The 19,376-nt window shown below is 65.3% G+C and carries 10 protein-coding genes and 1 riboswitch; of the genes, 3 read left to right on the top strand and 7 right to left on the bottom strand.

Annotation, left to right across the window (positions count from 1 at the left end; all coding sequences use genetic code 11):
- Positions 1–39 precede the first annotated feature (39 nt).
- The 4 genes from RKE25_RS01470 to zwf all read right to left on the bottom strand — a co-directional run bounded on the left by RKE25_RS01470 (position 40) and on the right by zwf (position 4,904).
- Positions 40–690: a bifunctional 4-hydroxy-2-oxoglutarate aldolase/2-dehydro-3-deoxy-phosphogluconate aldolase gene (locus tag RKE25_RS01470; protein ID WP_311840497.1), complete on the bottom strand. Its 651-nt coding sequence runs from the start codon at positions 688–690 to the stop codon at positions 40–42.
- A 25-nt stretch (positions 691–715) separates the two neighbouring features.
- Complete coding sequence (edd, locus tag RKE25_RS01465; RefSeq protein ID WP_311840496.1) at positions 716–2,536, bottom strand: phosphogluconate dehydratase; 1,821 nt, start codon at positions 2,534–2,536, stop codon at positions 716–718.
- Between the two features lie 79 nt (positions 2,537–2,615).
- Positions 2,616–3,329, bottom strand: coding sequence for a 6-phosphogluconolactonase (pgl, locus tag RKE25_RS01460; protein ID WP_311840495.1), 714 nt, complete (start codon positions 3,327–3,329; stop codon positions 2,616–2,618).
- Between the two features lie 108 nt (positions 3,330–3,437).
- Positions 3,438–4,904: a glucose-6-phosphate dehydrogenase gene (gene zwf / locus RKE25_RS01455; protein ID WP_311840494.1), complete on the bottom strand. Its 1,467-nt coding sequence runs from the start codon at positions 4,902–4,904 to the stop codon at positions 3,438–3,440.
- Positions 4,905–5,123: 219 nt separating this feature from the next.
- On the opposite strand from zwf, the gene RKE25_RS01450 reads away from it, so the two are divergent.
- Positions 5,124–5,876, top strand: coding sequence for a GntR family transcriptional regulator (locus RKE25_RS01450; protein WP_311842300.1), 753 nt, complete (start codon positions 5,124–5,126; stop codon positions 5,874–5,876).
- Positions 5,877–5,968: 92 nt separating this feature from the next.
- Here RKE25_RS01450 and RKE25_RS01445 read toward each other — a convergent pair whose 3' ends face one another.
- From RKE25_RS01445 to RKE25_RS01435, 3 genes are all read right to left on the bottom strand, one after another.
- Positions 5,969–8,992: a TonB-dependent receptor gene (locus RKE25_RS01445; RefSeq protein ID WP_311840493.1), complete on the bottom strand. Its 3,024-nt coding sequence runs from the start codon at positions 8,990–8,992 to the stop codon at positions 5,969–5,971.
- Positions 8,993–9,396: 404 nt separating this feature from the next.
- Positions 9,397–12,426: a TonB-dependent receptor gene (locus tag RKE25_RS01440; RefSeq protein WP_311840492.1), complete on the bottom strand. Its 3,030-nt coding sequence runs from the start codon at positions 12,424–12,426 to the stop codon at positions 9,397–9,399.
- 621 nt (positions 12,427–13,047) lie between these two features.
- The gene (locus tag RKE25_RS01435) at positions 13,048–13,509 is read right to left on the bottom strand and encodes a hypothetical protein (RefSeq protein ID WP_311840491.1); all 462 of its coding nucleotides are present in this window, start codon (positions 13,507–13,509) and stop codon (positions 13,048–13,050) included.
- 160 nt (positions 13,510–13,669) lie between these two features.
- Positions 13,670–13,892, top strand: a riboswitch (cobalamin riboswitch).
- Positions 13,893–14,020: 128 nt separating this feature from the next.
- Between RKE25_RS01435 and RKE25_RS01430 the strand changes: the two genes are divergently transcribed.
- Together RKE25_RS01430 and RKE25_RS01425 are read left to right on the top strand one after the other, a co-directional pair.
- The gene (locus tag RKE25_RS01430; protein WP_311840490.1) at positions 14,021–15,898 is read left to right on the top strand and encodes a TonB-dependent receptor; all 1,878 of its coding nucleotides are present in this window, start codon (positions 14,021–14,023) and stop codon (positions 15,896–15,898) included.
- A 199-nt stretch (positions 15,899–16,097) separates the two neighbouring features.
- On the top strand, positions 16,098–19,253 hold the full coding sequence (locus RKE25_RS01425; protein ID WP_311840489.1) for an efflux RND transporter permease subunit: 3,156 nt from the start codon (positions 16,098–16,100) through the stop codon (positions 19,251–19,253).
- The last annotated feature ends 123 nt before the right edge of the window (positions 19,254–19,376 follow it).

Below are 19,376 nucleotides of genomic sequence, written 5' to 3'. Positions count from 1 at the left end.
TGTTCGGCGTGTGCGCCTCGTAGGCTCAGGCCATCGCGATCAGCGCGCCTTGAGCAACGCCGCTTCGCGGGCGAGTTCCTCGATGCCGGCCCAGTCGCCCGCCTTCAGCTTGTCGGCCGGCGTCAGCCACGATCCGCCCACACAGACCACGTTCGGCAACGAGAGGAAATCCGGCGCGCTGGCCAGGCTGATCCCGCCGGTCGGGCAGAATCGAATCTGCGGCAGCGGGCTGGCCCATGCGCCCAGCAGCTTGTGGCCACCGGCCGGCACGGCCGGGAAGAACTTCAGGTGGCGATAGCCGCGCTCCAGCAAGCTCATCGCTTCGGAGGCCGTGGCCACGCCGGGCAACAACGGCAGCTCGCTGTCGTCCGCGGCCGCCAGCAATTTCGGCGACACGCCCGGCGATACGGCAAAGCGGGCGCCGGCCTGGCGCGCGTTCTCCAGATCCTGCGGCGTCAGCACCGTACCTACGCCAATAACCGCACCTTCCACCTCGGCGGCGATGGCGCGGATCGCTTCCAGCGCGGCCGGCGTACGCAGCGTGACTTCGATCGCGGGAATGCCGCCGGCCACCAGGGCACGGGCCATCGGCACGGCGGCTTTCGCGTCGTCGATGATCACCACCGGCACCACGGGCGCGAGGCGCAGGGTGGCTTCGACTTGCTGCTGCTTGGTTTCGATGCTGCTCATGGAAGGTCCTGGTACGGGAGAGAAGTCAAAGCACGCCGGCGCCGAGATCGGCCTCGACTGCCGCTTGGCGGAACAGGCCGAACAGCTCGCGGCCCATGCCGCTGTGGTGCGCGGAGAGATCGGCGGTGGCCGGCGCACGCGCAGCGAATTCGGCGGCATCGACCAGCACCTCGAGCGTGCCGTTGGTCGCATCGAGACGAATGACGTCGCCGTCGCGGATCTTGGCGATCGGCCCCTGCGCCTCGGCTTCGGGTGTCACATGGATGGCCGCCGGCACTCGGCCGGACGCACCGGACATGCGGCCGTCGGTCAACAGGGCGATGCGGTAGCCGCGATCCTGCAGCACGCCGAGCGTCGGGGTCAGCTTGTGCAGTTCCGGCATGCCCATGGCGCGGGGTCCCTGGAAGCGCACCACGGCGACGAAGTCGCGATTCAGCTCGCCGCGCTCGAACGCCTTGCGCACGTCGTCCTGGTCGTGGAATACCACGGCCGGGGCTTCGATCACCTGGCGATCTTCCGGCACGGACGACACCTTGATCACCGCGCGGCCGAGATTGCCGGACAGCATGCGCAGACCGCCATCCGCGCGGAACGGTTCGGCCGCGCCGCGCAGCACGCCGCGATTGCCGCTTTCCTTCGCCACCGGTTCCCAGCGCAGGGTGCCGTCCTCGCCCAGCACGGGCGTCTGCGCATAACCGTCCAGGCCGGTGCCGAACACGGTGCGCACGTCGCCGTGCAGCAGGCCCGCGCCCAGCAGCTGGTCGATGAGGAAGCCCATGCCGCCGGCTTCGTGGAACTGGTTCACGTCGGCGTAGCCGTTGGGATATACGCGCGCCAGCAACGGCACCACGGAGGACAGCGCGTCGAAGTCGTCCCAGCGCAGCTGGATACCGGCCGCGCGCGCGATCGCCACCAGATGCAGCAGGTGGTTGGTGGAACCACCGGTGGCATGCAGGCCGACCACGCCGTTGACGATGGCGCGCTCGTCGATGATGTAGCCGAGCGGCAGGTGCGCGTCGCCGTGTTCGCTCAATGCGGCTACGCGGCGTACCGCCTCCGCCGTAAGCGCATCGCGCAGCGGCGTGTCCGGTGCCACGAAGCTCGCACCCGGCAGATGCAGGCCCATGATCTCCATCAGCATCTGATTGGAATTGGCCGTGCCGTAGAAAGTGCAAGTGCCCGGGGCGTGATACGCCGCGGCTTCCGCCTCGAGCAGCTCGGCGCGGGTGGCCTTGCCTTCGGCGTAGGCCTGGCGAACCTTGGACTTCTGCTCGTTGGTGATGCCGCTGGGCATCGGGCCGCCGGGCACGAAGATGCCGGGCAGGTGGCCGAAGCTCAACGCGCCGATCAGCAGCCCGGGAACGATCTTGTCGCAGATGCCCAGGTACAGGACGCCATCGAACATGTCGTGCGAGAGCGACACGGCGGTGGCCATGGCGATCAGGTCGCGCGAGAACAATGACAGCTCCATGCCGGCGCGCCCCTGGGTCACACCGTCGCACATCGCCGGTACGCCGCCGGCGACCTGCGCGGTGACGCCGGCCTGGCGCGCGACCTCGCGGATCAGCGAGGGATAGCGCTCGTACGGCTGATGCGCCGACAGCATGTCGTTGTAGGACGTGACGATGCCGAGGTTCGGCGTATGGCCTTCCCGCAGCATGGCTTTGTCATGCGGAGCACAAGCGGCGAAACCGTGGGCAAGGTTTCCGCAGGAAAGACGTTCGCGGTGCGTGCCCGCGGCGCCGGCGGCATCGATCCGCGCCAGGTAGGCGGCGCGCGTGTCGCGGCTGCGCTGGCGCAGGCGTTCGGTGACTTCGGCGATGACGGGGTGCAATGCAATGCTCATGCTTCAATTCCGCAAAAAAGGGGAGAAGCGGGAAACGGGCGTTGAGGGCCGCCCGTCTCCCGCTCCTGGCGTCCGGTGCTCAGGGGCACCAGTACACGGCGACCGGTACGTCCGTCTGCGTCAGCACGCTGCGTACCGGGTAATCCCTGCCCGCGCCGAGGCCGAGCCGCGCATCGGCCAACAGCTGGCGCTTGGGCTCGCCTTCGATATGCAGGTACAGCGCCTGCGTATCGAGCAGAGCGGGCAAAGTGAAGGTGATCCGCGGCTCCCCGGCCCCGGCGGCGCGCATCGGCAGCACGCGCGCCGTGCCTTTCAGATCCAAGGCTTCGGCGAGGCGATCGCCGCCGGGAAAGAACGAGGCGGTATGCCCATCCGTTCCCATGCCCAGAACCACGGCATCGAAGGGATACGGCAAGGCCGCCACGCGCGCCCGCACCGCGGTCATGCCGGCTTCCGGCGTGGGCGCGTCGGCGTAGAGCGGTACGAAGTGCGCCGCGGAGGCGGCGTGCTGCAACAGCTCGGCCTTCACCATGCGCGCATTGGAACGCTCATGCATTTCCGGCACCCACCGTTCGTCGACCAGTACGACCTGCACCTTCGACCAATCCAGCTCCGCACGGGAAAGCTGGCGGAAGAAATGCACCGGTGTGCTCCCGCCGGAAACGGCGATCAGCCCCTGGCCGCGCGTGGCGATGGCGGCGCGCAGGCGCTCGGCGATGCGTTCGGCCAGTGCGCGCGCCAGCGCGTGGCAATCGGTGAAGCTGTGCGTGGTGACGTCGACGTGGTCAGGCATGGCAAGAAAGTTGAGCGAAGAATGCAGAGACGCCGTCGGAGGCATCGAGTATGGCGATCGGCGCGCGACGCGGCAGTGAAACGGACAGCCGCGGCCTCGCGCGGAACATCACTCGCTGTCCTCGTTCCAGGTACGGCCATCGCGCTCGATCAGCGCCACGGCAGCGCTAGGCCCCCAGGTGCCGGCGGTGTACGGCCGCGGCGATTCGCCGCTGGACGCCCAGGCTGCCAGGATCGGATCGGCCCAGCGCCACGCTGCTTCCACTTCGTCGCGGCGCATGAACAAGGTGGGGTTGCCTCGCACGACGTCAAGCAGCAGGCGCTCGTACGCATCGGGCTGCTGCACGCCGAAGGCTTCGGCGAACGTCATGTCCAGCGGCACGTGACGCAGGCGCAGGCCGCCGGGCCCGGGGTGCTTGATGGTCAGCCACAGCTTCACGCCTTCGTCCGGCTGCAGGCGCAGCACCAGGCGGTTGTGCACCAGCGGGCCGGCCGAAGCATCGAAGATGGAGTGCGGCACGGACTTGAACGCCACCACGATCTCGGACACTCGTGCAGGCAGGCGCTTGCCGGTACGCAGGTAGAACGGCACGCCAGCCCAACGCCAGTTCTCGATCTCCGTCTTCAGCGCGACGAAGGTTTCGGTGTTGGATTTCTTTCCGTCGAGCTCTTCCTGGTAGCCGGGCACGCTCTGCCCTTCCGCGGCGCCGGCGCGATACTGGCCGCGCACGGTCAGCTGCGCAGCATTGGCTTCGTCGATCGGCCTGAGCGCGCGCAACACCTTGAGCTTCTCGTCACGCACCGCGTCCGGCGACAGCGACGCAGGCGGCTCCATCGCCACCATGCAGAGCAGCTGCAGGATGTGGTTCTGCACCATGTCGCGCAGCGCGCCGGCGCGGTCGTAGTACGCGCCGCGGCGGCCGACACCCAGGGTTTCGGCCACGGTAATCTGCACGTGGTCGATGTGTCCGGCGTTCCACAGCGGCTCGAACAAGGCATTGCCGAAGCGCAGCGCCAGCAGGTTCTGCACCGTCTCCTTGCCCAGGTAATGGTCGATGCGGAAGGTCTGCGATTCGTCGAAGACGCGGCCCACGGCGTCGTTGATCTGGTTGGCGCTGGCCAGGTCGCGGCCGATCGGCTTTTCCAGCACCACGCGCGACTTGCCGCGGTTAAGGCCGTAGTGACCCAGGCGGTTGCAGATGTCGACGAACAGTTCCGGCGACGTCGACAGATAGAACACGCGCACGTGGTCCGGCTGCTCGCCCATCATCGCGGCGAACGCGTCCCAGCCTTCGTCCTTGCGCGCATCCAGGGGCCGGTAGCCGACCTGGCGCAGGAATTCGTCCACCTTGTCCTTGGCACCGCGGGCCTCGATCAGCGCGGTGCGCAGGCTGGCGCGATAACCTTCGTCGTCCAGCGCCTCGCGGGCGATGCCGATGATGCGACTGCTGGCCGGGATCTGGCCGTCGAGAAAACGGTGGAACAGAGCGGGCAGGAGCTTGCGCAGGGCGAGGTCGCCCGTGCCGCCGAAAATCACCAGGTCGAACGGCTCGACCAGGGGAGCAGAAACCGTCACTTCGATCACCTCGGGGTGTGGCGTGAGGGGAGGCCAGGGAGGAATCCTAGCCGGTCGGTGCATCCTAACGTACCAGTGAAATACCAGACAACACCACTTCGCGGGAACGCCTGTCCCACGGCGCTCCCGGCCCTTTGGGTGGCGAACTGGTAACCCCGCCAGGGCCCTGTTTTAACCGGTGCTTGTGGAATTGGTATGGTCATTGGTATGTTGGCCGCCATGGAAACCGCATTGGTCAACGAATACTTCCGCCTCAGCCGCGACGCCGCCACGCACCAGCCGCTGGCCTACCTGCGGCTGCGCCGCGCCATCCGCAACGTGGTGGAACACCGCGACATTGAACCCGGACAGGCGCTGCCAAGCGAGCGCGACCTTTCGCGGGCACTCAGCCTCTCGCGCGTCACCGTGCGCAAAGCCATCGCCGGGCTCGTCGAGGAAGGCATTCTCACGCAGCGCCATGGCGCCGGCACCTTCGTCGCGGAACGCATCATCAAGCCGATGTCGCGCCTCACGAGCTTCACCGAGGACTTGCGTGCGCGCGGCTTGAATCCGCGCTCGGAGTTCTTCGAGCGCAGCATCGGCGAGGTGACGCCGGAAGAGTCGATGGCGATGAATTTGTCGCCCGGCGTGCAGGTCGCCCGCCTTCATCGCGTGCGCTATGCGCGAGAAGAACCGCTGGCGATCGAGCGTTCGGTAGTGCCAGCCAGCATCCTGCCCGACCCGCTGATCGTGCACGATTCGCTCTATGAAGTACTGGAAAACCTGGGCTGCCGTCCCCGCCGCGCCTTGCAGCGCCTGCGCGCGGTTTCGCTAGGCGCCCAGCAGGCACGGCTACTGCACGTACCCACCGGCAGCGCCGGTCTCAACATCGAGCGCCGCAGCTTTCTCGACGACGGGCGCGTGGTGGAGTTCACGGTGTCGTGGTATCGGGGCGATATCTACGACTTCGTGGCGGAGTTGCATACGGACTGATCGCTGCACTCTCGGCGCAGGGCGAAAAAAAATCGCCGGCAAGGCCGGCGACTGCGGAAGAAGGCGCCGGCCACTGCCGGCGCCCGTCGTTCTTACATCGAGAAGTCGTAGCGTACGCCGAACTGGAAGTAGCGCGGCGTCTGGAACGCCACCGGGCGCAGGTAATTCACGCTGCGCACCGGCAGGCCGGTGGTCTTGCTGATCGAGCTCTCGCCCACTTCGATCACCGCGACTTCCTTCTTCTTCGAGAACAGGTTGAACACGTTGGCGGTGAACGCCAGCGGCTGGTTGGCGCCGGCCCAGGTCGGCCGGTATTCCATGTTCAGGTCCATGGTCCAGGTCCAGGGCAGGCGGCCCTTGGAACCGCGCGGGCTGGGCTGGAAGTTGCACTCGAAGTACGAAGCGCCGTACTGAATCGCGTCGACCGGATCGAAGCCGATGCAATTCTTCGGGCGACCCGACGCCACCGCGAGGTTGGCGCCGAACAGCCACTCGTTGGTGGCCTGGAAGTAGCCATACGCCTTGAGCTGATGCGTGCGGTCGTTCGGCAGCGGGCCGTTGGTGAACTGCATGATCTCCGGCGCGTCCCAGTCCTGCGTCACCGACGGATCGAGCTGGCCGATGTCGGACTTGAGCTGGCCTTCCGAGTTGCCGTAGCTGCGTGAGAAGGTGTAGTCCACGCGGCCGTACCACTGGTTGCTGAACTGGTGTTCCAGGTAGAGGTCCAGCGAGTAGTACTTGCGCTTCAAGTCAGGGAACGCGACGCCCTCCGGCGACGTGAAATCCTCCTTCGTCAGCCTGAATGGCACGAAGTTACCCTGACCGTTGACGTCGACCATGAAGGTGTTGCTCTGGCCGGGGTTGAACAGATAGCAACCCGCGATGCTGGCGTTGCTGATGTCGATGTTGTTGCGCGCGGCGTACTTCTCGAACGGACGCGAATCGCAGAAGTCGTCGATCGAGCTCTTCAGCTTGCGCAAGGTCGCCTTGGCGCCGAAGGTCCAGTCGTTGCCCAGGCTCTTGTCGAAACCGAGGATGTACTCGTCCTGGTAGTAAGCCTTGATGTTCTGCGCCGCCACGCTGCGTGGATCCGGCGTGGTGCCGTCTTCGCCATTGAGATACCCGCGCGAGCCCAGCTGGGTCAGGCCGGTCGGCTCGCCGTTCGGCGCCACGCCGGTGTAGGTGTAGTACTCGCTGTAGTACGTCGACGCCGAGGCGCCGCGGATCGCCACGTTCGACGGAATCGCCAGGTGGTAGCGGCCCGCATTGGCGTAGACCTTGAAGCTGGAATCGCCGAACACGTCCCAGGTCACGCCCAGGCGCGGCGCCAGCTGGTGACGCTGCTTGACGTAGACGTCGCCCGCACCGTTGAGATTCTTGAACTGCTCATTGCGCAGGCCCAGGTAGATCAGCCAGCGGTCGGTCGCCTGCCAGCGGTCTTCGATGAACTGCGCTTCCTGCTCCACCTTGACGCTTGCGCCAGTCTGGAACAAGCGCTTCTCGACCACGTAGTCGGTGCCCGGCGGGGGCACGATGTCCGGACGGCCAGTGACCGGACCGGCGTCGCGGTAGACCCAGCGATAACCGCCTTCGTAGACGTTACCGGCGAAGGACTCGAGCGTCTGGTTGTCCACGCCCGCGCGCAGATCGTGCGAACCCAGGCGGTACTCCACGTCCAGACGCCAGCCGTGCGTCTTGTCCTGCGCGCCCTTGCCGAGCACGGTACCGTTGACGAGACCGCAGCCGATGATCGTGCTGGGCGGCGCGTTACGGTTGTCCAGCACCCACGGGCAGTTCGGATTGGATGCATACGACAGATCGCGCACGTGCTCGGTCTTGCTGCGGCCGTACAGCGCGTTCACCGTCAGGTTGTCGGTGATGTAGCCGGTGTACTTGCCGATGTACACGTCGCCGCCCGGCTGCGAACCCGGGCCGGAGTCGAAGTTCTTCGTCTTGTCCGAACCCAGGTAGCGCGTGGCCTGGAACGTGTTGTAGTCGTACGCGTAGACCTGCTTGGTCGTGTTGTTCTTGTCCGATAGGCCGGTCAGTTCGAGCAGGTGGTTGTCGGTGATGTTCCAGTCGATCTTGGCCAGCCACTTGGTGGCCTTGCTGTCCTCGTTCGTGCGCTGCGGCGTGGTGACCGGCAACACGTTGTGGCCGCTGGAACTGGTGAAGTCGCCCGCAGCGTAGAGGAACAGCTTGTCCTTGATCAGCGGACCGCTCACGTAGCCGGTGTACTGCACGGACGAGAACTTGCTGTCACCGTTGTACTGGTACAGCGTGCCATTGGTGCGATAGATGCTGCGCGGCGAATCGCGGAAGTACTGCGGGATGACGTACATGCCCACGCCACCCTTCCAGGTATTGCCGCCACGCTTGGTGACCACGTTGATCACGCCGCCGGTGGAGCGGCCGTATTCGGCGCCATAGCCGCCGGTGTAGATCTGCTGCTGGTCGATGGCGTCATACGGCAAGCTGGTGAAGCCCAGGCCGGTAAGCGCGTTCGTCACCGCATAGCCGTTGATGTAGTACTGGTTTTCCGAAGCCGACGCGCCGCCGAAGGAGGCCACATTGCCGTAGCGCGAGTCGCCGGACACCACGCCAGGCGCCAGCAGCGCCGCCGCGGTGACATTGCGCGCCAACGGCAGCTTCTGCAGCTGCTCGGAGGTGAGCACGGTGCGCGAGTCGACGGAGGACACATCGATCGCCGGTAGTGCGTTGCCGACGACCTGGATGCCTTCCAGCGTCTGCGCGTTGCCCGCGGAAGAGGCCACGGCGCCGGCGAATGAAACGTCCACACCCGAGCCCAGCGCAACTTGTACGTTGTCGCGGCTTTCCAGCGTCTTGCCGTCCTTCTGCAAGGTCACCTTGTAGCGGCCGACCGGCAGCGAGCCGGCGCGGTAGCGGCCATCGGCGTCCACCGCGATGTCTCGCGCAAAGCCGGTGTCGAGGTTTTCGATGTGGATGCTGCTACCGGCTTCGGCGGTGCGGCCGAAGATCACGCCCGATGCATTGGACTGCGCCATGGCCGTGCCGGCGAGGCCCATGGCCAGGGCGGCGGCGAGCGCGGTACGGCGGCACGCGACCGCATAGCGTGGATGACGGAACGTCTGCATTGCTGATCTCCCCGAGAAATCCAAAAAGGACGGGCGAAAACGTCGCCCCAAAGCGGCGTGGGAAATCGCGGCAGACTCTTAGAAAGCGGGTCTGCGAAAGTCGCGGGACGACCCCTCGTCCGGCAGACTTCGCAACTTCTCACGGGTCGCATGCCGACCTTAGAGGCGGGTCGGAACGAGAGTCAACAAAAAGTTAAGACTTTTTCCTATGCCGAAGCTTTTGGTCCCTGGGCGCGCAATTCGTTGATTTTCAGTGGTATGCGCAGATTCCCCCGGCGAGAAAAAGCGTGAATGCAAGCTTAACGACACCTTGGCGCAAGCTTTGCGCAAAAAAATGCCGCCGGAGTGCTTCCGGCGGCCATAGGGGAGATCGCGCCGGGTCGGCCCCGGCGCTGGTTTCTTGTTTACAGCGAGAAGTCGTAGCGGGCGCCCAGACGGACCGTGCGTGGCGCGCTGTAGCTCAGGATGCGCCCGTAGGTACCGCTGACCGCGCCGCTGCCCAGCTGATAGGTCTCCACGCGGTTCTGTGCCTTCTGCTGGTTGAACACGTTGAAGATGTCCATCGAGAAGGCCAGCTTGTGGTCGGCCCAGGCCGGCCGCCATTCGCTGCTCAGGTTCAGCGTGTAAGTCCACGGCATATTGCCCTGGCTGCCGCGTGGCGCGACCTGGCCTTTGCAGTAGAAGTACGACGAGCCGTACTGATAGGGGTCCGTCGGCGGGATGCCCAGGCAGTTCTTCGGGCGGCCCGAGGCGACCAGCAGGCTGCTGCCAATCAGCCATTCCGGCGTGATCTGGTAGAAGCCGTAGGCCTTCAACTGGTGGCGGCGATCGTTCGGCAGGTTGCCGCTGGAGCCGATCATCAGTTCCGGGAAGTCCCAGGCCTGGGTCACGGACGGATCCTGCTGGCCGATGTCAGACAGGAGCAGGCCTTCGGAATTGCCAAAGTTGTGCGACCACACGTACTCGACCTTGCCGTACCACTTCTGATCGAACTGGTGCTCGAGGTAGAGGTTCAACGCGAGGTACTTGCGCTTCAGATCCGGATAGCCGAGCTCTTCCTTCGAAAGCGTCACGTTCTTGAGCGTGCCCAGACCGTCGTGATCGATGGTGAACGTCGCGCCGCGACCCGGATTGAACAGCAAGCAGGGCGCGCCGTTGGTCTCCCACTCGGTGAAGGCCGGATTGGTGATCGGCGTGCCGGCGGCGGCTTCATGCGCGAGGAACGGGCGGGCATCGCAGAAGTCGTCGATGATGCTCTTCAGATTGCGGTAGATCGCCTTGGCGCCCACCGTGTAGTTCGGCGCGATCTCCTTGTCGAAGCCCAGGATGTATTCGTCCTGGTAGTACGCGCTGATGCCCTTCTTGGCCAGTGTCACCGGATTCGGCGCCTGGCCGTTGGCGCCGTTGGCGAAGAACACGGAGCTGATGGGCGTCGGGTTGATCGGCGCATTCGTCACCGGATCCACGCCGGTGTAGACGAAGTACTGATTCTCGAAGCGCTGCGGGCCGGCGCCGCGAATGGCCACGTTCGAGGGCACGGCCAGGTGGTAGCGGCCAGCGTTGGCGTAGATCTTGAAGCTGGAATCGCCATTGACGTCCCAGGTCAGACCCAGGCGCGGAGCGAGCTGGTGGCGCTGCTTCAGGAACACCACGCCGTCGGTGTTGAAGTTCTTGAACTGCTCGTTACGCAGGCCGAGGTAGGCAAGCCAGCGATCATTGATCTGCCAGTGGTCTTCGATGTACTGCGCTTGCTGCTCCACCTTCACCTTGCCCGCGGCGCTGAAGATGGTGCGCTGGGCGACTTCGGTCGCGCCCGGCGGGATGTTCATGCCCGGCACGGTGGAGAAGTCGTCGGTTGCATCGAAGTAGGTCCACAACGCGCCGCCCTGCGTGGCACGGCCGGAGAAGGACTCCAGTGTCTGGTTGTCCAGACCGCCGCGCAGCGTGTGCGAGCCGAGGTGATATTCCACATCGAAGCGCCAGGCGTGGGTCTTGTCGTTCGCGCCCGGCACCAGCAGGTTGCCGCCGACCGGCGCGCAGCTGATGCGGCTGGGGTTGCTGCGGTTGTCCGTAATGTTCGGGCACACGCCACCGGAAGCGCCGGCCACGCTATCGACATGGTCCGCGGTGCTGCGGCCATACAGCGCGTTGATCGTCAGGCTGTCGGTGATGTAGCCAGTGTACTTGCCCACATAGAGCTGGCCGCCCGGCGTGGAGTTGGCTACACCGGTGTTCTTCTGGTGTTCCGTGCCCCTGAGCGTGCCCTGCAGGCCAGTGTTGTAGTTGTAGTTGTAGATCACCGTGTCCTGGATGGAATCTTCACCAATGCCGGTGAATTCCAGGATGTGGTTGTCGGTGATGTTCCAGTCCACCTTGGCCATCCAACGCGTGATCTTGTTGCTGTCGTCCTTGGTCTTGGTGCTGGCGCCGGTGGTGCCGTTGTTGGTGCCGTACTGCACGCGGCCGGTGTTCTTGATGAACTCGCCGGTGCCGTAGAAGAACAGCTTGTCCTTGATCAGCGGACCGCCGACGTACGCGCCGACCTGGGTCTGGGTCAGCTTGTCGTTCGGACGGAACAGCACCTTGCCGTCGGTGACGCGGTGGCTGCCGACGGGGTAGTAGATGTAACGCTGGGTGGCGGCCAGCTTGGCCGGGCTCCACAGCACTTCAGCGCCGGCCTTCCAGGTGTTGGTGCCGCGCTTGGTGATGATGTTCACCACGCCGCCGGTGGAACGACCGTACTCGGCGCCGTAGCCGCCGGTGAACACCTGTTCCTGGTCGATCGCGTCGAACGGCAGGCTGGTGAAGCCCAGGCCGGTGAGCGGGTTGGTGACCGGGAAACCATTGATGTAGTACTGGTTCTCGGCGGCGGAGGAGCCGCCCATCGAGATGGCGTTGCCGTAGCGGCTGTCGCCGCCGGTGGTGCCGGGCGCCAGCAGCGCGGCCGCATTGACGTTATTGAGGATCGGCAGCTTCTGCAGCTGCTCGGAGGTCAGTACGGTACGCGAGTCGACCGAGGACACGTCGATCGCCGGCAGCGCATTGGCCACGACCTGGATGCCTTCGAGATTCTTGGCGCCGGTCGCCGCGGTGGCTGCGTTGAAAGAAATTTCGGTACCGGTGCTGACCACCACCTGCACGTTGTCGCGCGTGTTGATGGTCTGGCCGTTCTTCTGCAGGCTCACCCGATAGCGGCCGACCGGCAGCGAAGCAGCGCGATAGCGGCCGCTCGAATCCAACGCGATGTCGCGGGTCAGGCCCGTATCGACGTTCTCGATGTGGACGGTGGCACCGGCCTCGTCAGCGCGGCCGAAGATAGTGCCCGACGCGTTCGACTGAGCCATCGCCACCCCGGCAAGGCTCATGCTCAACGCAGCGGCGATGGCAGTCCGACGCCACAGCGGCGCGCGACCAGCGTGCTGGAACTTGATCATCTGTGTTCTCCCCAAAAAGGCCTTCAGGCCGACAGGCGCATCGCGCGCCGAAGATCGAATCGCAAGAACGCGGAAGGCTTCCCCAAGCCCGTACTCTTACCGCAAGTTTCAGCGATTCGCGGCCGAACTTAAGCGCGCGCCGATGCGTCGTCAACAGATTTTTTACGACGTGAAGACGGACAGATATCGTCTGTGGAAACAGTAGCTTAGGCAGCAAAACAGGAGCTTGCGCGAAGCTGTCGAATAACTGTAACGAACCTTACGAGCGGACGTCTGAACGTCTGTTTATGTCGTTATTTCCTGCGTTTTCAACCGTCCCGTGAACAATGCTCGGCGCTCGACCGCCTTCATTCTTTACCGTGGCGTAGCCGCCACGAGCTGTCTTGATGAAGCCCTTCTGCATGGGAGCGGTCATCGATCCAGGGCGTCACTGCGCAACCCTTTCGATAACTAGCGAGCGGTCTTGGGCCGATGTCGAGCGGCTGCCGCATGTCGCCGCACCCTTCGTTCGCGATCAGACGATGTCCCATCCAAGCCCGCTGCTTTTGCATACGCGATGGCAGGGATGTCTAGATGAACCATCCTCGCCTTCGATCGGCGAGGATGGCCTGGACAGATGTATCAGGTCCCGTGATCAACCCAGCTCATGGTCTGGGCCACGCCGCGATTCAGCTGATAGCCGTCTTCATGCTTGAAAGGTTTCTTCGGCTGGGCTGCGCCGAGGCCATCGCATTGGGCCAGACAACCCGCGTATTCATGATCGCAGATAGCCTGCTGCGCCGGATTGCCCGGGCCCTGGCTAAGGCAGCTCAAATAATTCCGCATGCAGGCGTTGCAGTCGTACTCGGCGGACGCCTGACCAGAAAATGCACTGGCCAATACGGAGAAACATATGGAGGCTGAAACGGCGAGGTATCTCATGGCAAACACTCCTTGTGATGAATGTGGCAACTCAGTACCGCGCCCGGATACGTATATCCGGACCATGGGATGGTAAGCGCGCGGCAAATCGCGATCGTTAAACCCCATCATGTCGAAGCGGCCAGGATCGATGGCAACACGACTTTCCACCGGGATGGCCATCAGCTATGCCCCCGCGCTCGAACATCGCATTTCTCGGGCATCCCGAAGTGCCTCGCGCGACTCGCTGGAATTACACAGCACTGCATAAAGACCGCACCGTTCGAGCGTGAATCAACGCGCCGCGCAGCGTTCCGCATTGCCAGTGCAAAGCCCTCCACGTTAAAGTTGCGTTCGTTCGGGTGTCCCACCGCCGTCAGGCCAAGGGATGAAACGGGAAGCCGGTGCGCCTTCAGGCAAGGCCGGCGCTGCCCCCGCAACGGTAAGCGAGCGTTCCAACCGCGGTGACGCGCCACTGTGCCTTCGGGCATGGGAAGGCCACCGGGGATCGCGCGGTCCACGCGCACTCGCCAGCCCGGAGACCGGCCCGAATATCTACCTGGTGGCTCGCGGAGGGCGAAGCCGGACCACGTGTCGGCGCCCGTTCGCCTGCCGTCGTTCCTTTTCCTCCCTGTCTTGCCGGGCTTATGAACTCTAGGGCCGTGCGAGTGGCGCGGCCGGGGAAAAGCGATCCATGAAGAAGCACCTGCTGGCCATGTCCCTGCTGTCCTGCATGGCCGCGGCCCACGCCGCCGACCAGAACGACGCGGGCCAACTGCCCACCGTGGTGGTCACCGCCACGCGCACTGCCACGCCCATCGACGAGACGCTTGCGCCGGTCACCGTGATCACGCGCGCCGACATCGAACGCCTGCAGCCGCAATCCGTGCAGGACTTGCTGTCGGGCCTGCCGGGCGTGGCTTTCGGCAATGCCGGCGGCCTGGGCCAGCAGACGTCGCTGTTCATGCGTGGAACGAATTCCTCGCACACGCTGGTACTGGTCGATGGCGTGCGCATCGGCACCGTGGGTGCGGGCATTCCGGCATTCGAGCAGCTGCCAGTGGAACAGATCGATCGTATCGAGATCGTGCGCGGGCCGCGTTCCAGCCTGTACGGCTCCGACGCGATCGGCGGTGTCATCCAGATCTTCACCCGCCACGGCCAGCCCGGCGAAAGCCTCACGCCGTCCGTGACCCTGGGCGTGGGCAGCCATCGCCTGGCGGATGGACAGTTCGGCCTTTCCGGCGGATCGCGCCATGCCTGGTTCAACGCCAGCGTAGGCGGCCAGTACACGCGCGGCATCAATGCCTGCCGCGCGGCGGCGGCCGGCGTGGGCGGCTGCTTCACGAACGAGCCCGATGACGACGGCTACCGCACTTACAACGGCGCTCTCAGCGGCGGTTATCGCTGGGATAACGGCACCGAACTGTCGGCCAGCCTGCTCAAGAGCAAGGGCGACATCGAGTACGACGGCGATTTCCAGAACTACACCCGTCGCTCGCAGCAGGTCGCCGGCGTGAATCTGCGCTTCGCCGTGCTGGAGGCGTGGAAGATGAGCCTGAGCGCCGGCCAGAACCTCGACCGCGCCGACAACTACCTGAATCGAGCGGACCTGGGCGCGGACATGCTGCGCGAAGGCAACCTCTATTCGCGCCGCAACCAGGCTTCCTGGCAGAACGAGGTGACGCTCGCCCCCGGCCAGCTGCTCAGTGCCGGCGTGGATTACCAGCAGGAGCACGTGGACAGCGACACCGGCTACGTGCGCACCAAGCGCGACAACACCGGCGTGTTCGCGCTCTACCAGGGCCAGTTCGGTCCGCACGAACTGCAGCTCTCCGCACGCCACGATCACAACCAGCAGTTTGGCAATCACAACACCGGCGCGGCAGCCTATGGTTACGGCTTCGACAACGGTGTGAAGCTCACCGCCTCGTATGGCACCGCGTTCCATGCGCCGACGTTCAACGATCTGTATTTCCCGCCGGTATTCGGCTTCGCCACCGCCAACCCGGACCTCAAGCCGGAGAAATCGCGGACCGCGGAGATTGGCGTCTCGGCGCGCCCCGGCGCGTGGAACTGGGCGGTCAATGCCTACCAGACGAAGATCGACGACCTGATCGGCTACGACGCCTTCTTCGTGCCGATCAACGTCGCCAAGGCCCGCATCCGCGGCATCGAAGGCCAGCTCGGCGCCGACCTGGACGGCTGGCACCTGCGCGGCTACCTGACCTTCCAGCAGCCGGAGAACCGCGGCGACGACGCCGAGCGTGGCAACCTGCTGGCGCGCCGCCCCGAGCGCATCGCACGCATCGACCTGGACCGCGACCTCGGCGCCTTCAGCGTCGGCGGCACGGTCAATGGCCAGGGCTATCGCTACGACGACGCGGCCAACCTGCAGCGCCTGGGCGGCTATGCCACGGTGGACCTGCGCGCCAGCTGGAACTTCCTGCCGGGCTGGACCTTGCAGGGGCGCGTGGCCAATGTGTTCGACCATCGCTACGAGACCGTCCGCTTCTACAACCAGCTGGGCCGCACGGCGTACCTGACCGTGCGCTACAGCCCGGCACGCTGAACCGCGCGGTGCAGGCTGGGGTGAGCGCAAGCGAACCCCGACGCTGCCGGGCAGACGAAAATGACGATATTGGGATCCGCCTTCGGCTCATCCCAACCCAAGGCCTAAGGACGGGCCGAACTTCAGGCACATCCCAAATGCCGGCTCCCGGCATACAGTCCGCCCCGGAGCGCGCCAGGAGGCGCGGCCCGGGGAACTCGTGAACATCTTCGCTCCAATGATCCGCCGCCCGGTGGGCACGTCGCTGCTCGCGCTGGGATTGGCGCTGGCCGGTATCTGGACCTACATCCTGATCGGCGTGGCGGCCCTGCCCGCGCTCGAATTCCCGGGCATGTCGGTGTATGCGGAAGTACCCGGCGCCAGCGCCCAGACCATGGCGTCCACCGTGGCCGCACCGCTCGAGCGGCATTTGGGCAGGATCCCGGGCATCAAGGAGATGAGCTCGGAGAGCAACGACGGCTCGAGCTCCGTAATCCTGCTATTCGAGCCGGGCAAGTCCACCGACAAGCTGGCGCGCGACGTGCAGGCGGCGATCAATGCGGCCCAGGTCGACCTGCCGTCGAGCATGACCATCCCGCCGCGCTACTTCAAATTCAACAATTCGCAGATGCCGGTGCTGCTGCTGTCGATGACCTCGCGCACGCAGACTCCGGACAAGCTCTTCGACATGGCCGACACGCTGATCAAGCCGGTCCTGTCGCAGGTGCCGGGCGTCGCCCAGGTGCGGATCATGGGCGGGCGACCGAAAGCCGTGCGTGTCGAGCTCAACAACGCGCAGTTGGCGGCGATGGGTCTCTCGGGCAACGACGTGCGCAATGCCCTGCGCGCGGCCAATGTGACCTCGCCGCAGGGCACGCTGACCGACGGCCTGACGCAGATGACGGTGACCGCTACCGACGCGTTGCACGACCCGAAGGAATTCGGCCAGCTGCTGATCGCCATGCGCAATGGCACGCCGGTGCGGCTGTCGGATGTCGCCAAGGTCTACAGCGGCCAGCAGGACGAGTACCAGGCCGCCTGGTTCAACGGCATGCGCTCGGTGACCATCCGCGTGAGCAAGCGCCCGGAGGCCAATGCGGTGGCGACCGCCGACGCCGTGCGCGCCAAGTTGCCGGAAATGCGCTCCTGGCTGCCGGCGGACCTGCAGATCACCCCCATCTTCGATCTCACCCAGACCACGCGCTCGGCCCTGCACGAGGTGGAAATCGCCCTGTTGCTCAGCATCCTGCTGGTGGCGGTGGTGATGCTGGTGTTCCTGCGCCGGGTGCGACCGATGCTGATCGCCATGATCAGCGTGCCCCTGTCGCTGGCCGGCGCCTTCGTGGTGATGTGGTCGCTCGGCTATACCCTCAACACGCTGTCGCTGGTGGCGCTGGTGCTGTGCATCGGCTTCGTGGTCGATGATGCCATTGTGGTGATCGAAAACATCGTGCGGCACATGGAACACGGCGAGCAGGCTTTGCCGGCTTCATTGCTGGGCGTGCGCGAGATCGGCTTCACCGTGGTTTCGATCACCCTTTCGCTGGTCGCGGTGTTCGTGCCGCTGCTGTTCGGCAACAGCCAGTTCACGGTGATCATGCGCGAGTTCTCGGTGACGCTCACCGCCGCGGTAGTCATCTCGGCGGTGATCTCGCTGACCGTGACGCCCGCGCTGTGCGGCTGGATGCTCAAGCAGGATAACGGGCCACGCGAGCCCGGCCGGATCGAGCGCGCGGTCGAACGCTTCGACCGCGGCATGCAGCGGGTCTATGAGCGCGCGCTGGACTGGGCGATGCACCATCGCCGGCTGATGCGCTGGCAACCGCTGATCCTGCTGGGGCTGACCGTGGCGCTGGCAATGGCGGTGGTCAAGACGGCGGGCTTCAACTTCATGCCGAAGGAAGACATCGGCCTGATCCGCGCCATGGTGCGCGCCGATACCAATATCTCCCCCTCGCTGATGGCGCTGCGTGCGCAGAAGGCCGCCGAAATCATGCTGAAGGACCCGGCGGTGCTCGACGTCACCACCTTCCTGGGTGCCGACAACGCGGGCGGTGCGGTGGGCAACCAGTCGGTGATGTACGTCGACCTCAAGCCGAAGGGCAACGGCCCGGGCGAGCGCCCGGAACACATCGACAAGGTCGTCGAGCGCCTGCGCAAGCAATACGAGGTACTGCCGGAAGTGCAGGTATCGCTCAGCTCGCTGAGTTTCTTCAACGGCGGCGGCGGTGGCGGCGGGCAGGGCGCCGAGAGCTTCCAGCTGGTCAGCGCCAGCACCATCGATCTGCAGCCGTGGGTCTACAAGGTGACCAAGCTGATGAAGGCGCGCCCGGAGTTCCGCGACGTCAGCAGCGACTACGACAACATCGATAAGCAGCAGATGCTCAGGGTGGACCGCCAGGCAGCCAGCCGCCTGAACGTGAGCATGGGCATGGTCGACGCGGCGCTGTACAACGCCTTCGGCCAGAACCAGGTATCGATCATCTATTCGGACATCAACCAGTACTGGGTGGTGCTGACATCGAGTGCCGAACACACGCTCACGCCCGACACGCTGCTCAACACCTACGTGCGCAACGCACGCGGCGGCATGGTGCCGTTGTCGGCGGTGGCGAAGATCGAACCGAACGTCACGCCGTCCATCGTCAACCACTACAACCAGATGGAAGCGGTGCAGATCTACTACAACCTTCCGCCCAATTTCCCGCGTGACAAGGGCATGCAGCTGATCGATCAGCTCGTGGCCGACGCCCGCCTCCCGGCCGGCGTGAAGATCGGCTACACCGGCGAGAACCAGCAGCTGCAAGAGAGCAAGGACAACTCGTTGCTGCTGCTGATCGGCTCGATCCTAGCGATGTATATCGTGCTGGGCATTCTCTACGAGAGCCTCGGTCAGCCGCTGACGATCCTTTCCACGCTGCCGGCCGCAGGTGCCGGTGCATTCCTGGCGATGCTAGTGACGCATACGCCGATGTCGCTGATCGGCGTGATCGCGATCCTGATGCTGATCGGCATCGTGAAGAAGAACGCGATCCTGATGGTGGACTTCGCCCTGGTGCGCCAGCGCGAGCACGGCCTGCCGGCGCCGGAGGCGATCCGCGAGGCGGCCCTGGTGCGCTTCCGCCCGATCACCATGACCACCCTGGTGGCGATCGGCGCCGCGCTGCCGCTGGCGATCGGCTTCGGCATCGGCGCGGAGACGCGCCAACCGCTGGGCGTGGCGATCGTGGGCGGCCTGCTGGTGTCGCAGCTGCTCACGCTGCTGAGTACGCCGGCGATCTACCTGTGGAACCACGACCGCAAGGAACGGAAGGCGGCGCGCAAGGCCCGGCGCGAGGCCAAGCGTGCCCTCAAGGCGACTGGTCAGACAGCCTGACGGTTCCGGCCGCCTCGGCGGCCGCCCCGTGCCTTTCGACAGGGCCGGACTTAAGGCACATCCGTGAGGCGGGCTGGCGTGGGCATATAGCCGATATGATTGCCTCCACCTCCGGCGCCCTGC

The sequence above is a fragment of the Dyella sp. BiH032 genome (genome assembly GCF_031954525.1).
Classification (GTDB): domain Bacteria; phylum Pseudomonadota; class Gammaproteobacteria; order Xanthomonadales; family Rhodanobacteraceae; genus Dyella_D.
Note: the sequence above shows the minus strand (reverse complement) of the source record. Positions and strands in the feature narration are given on the sequence as shown.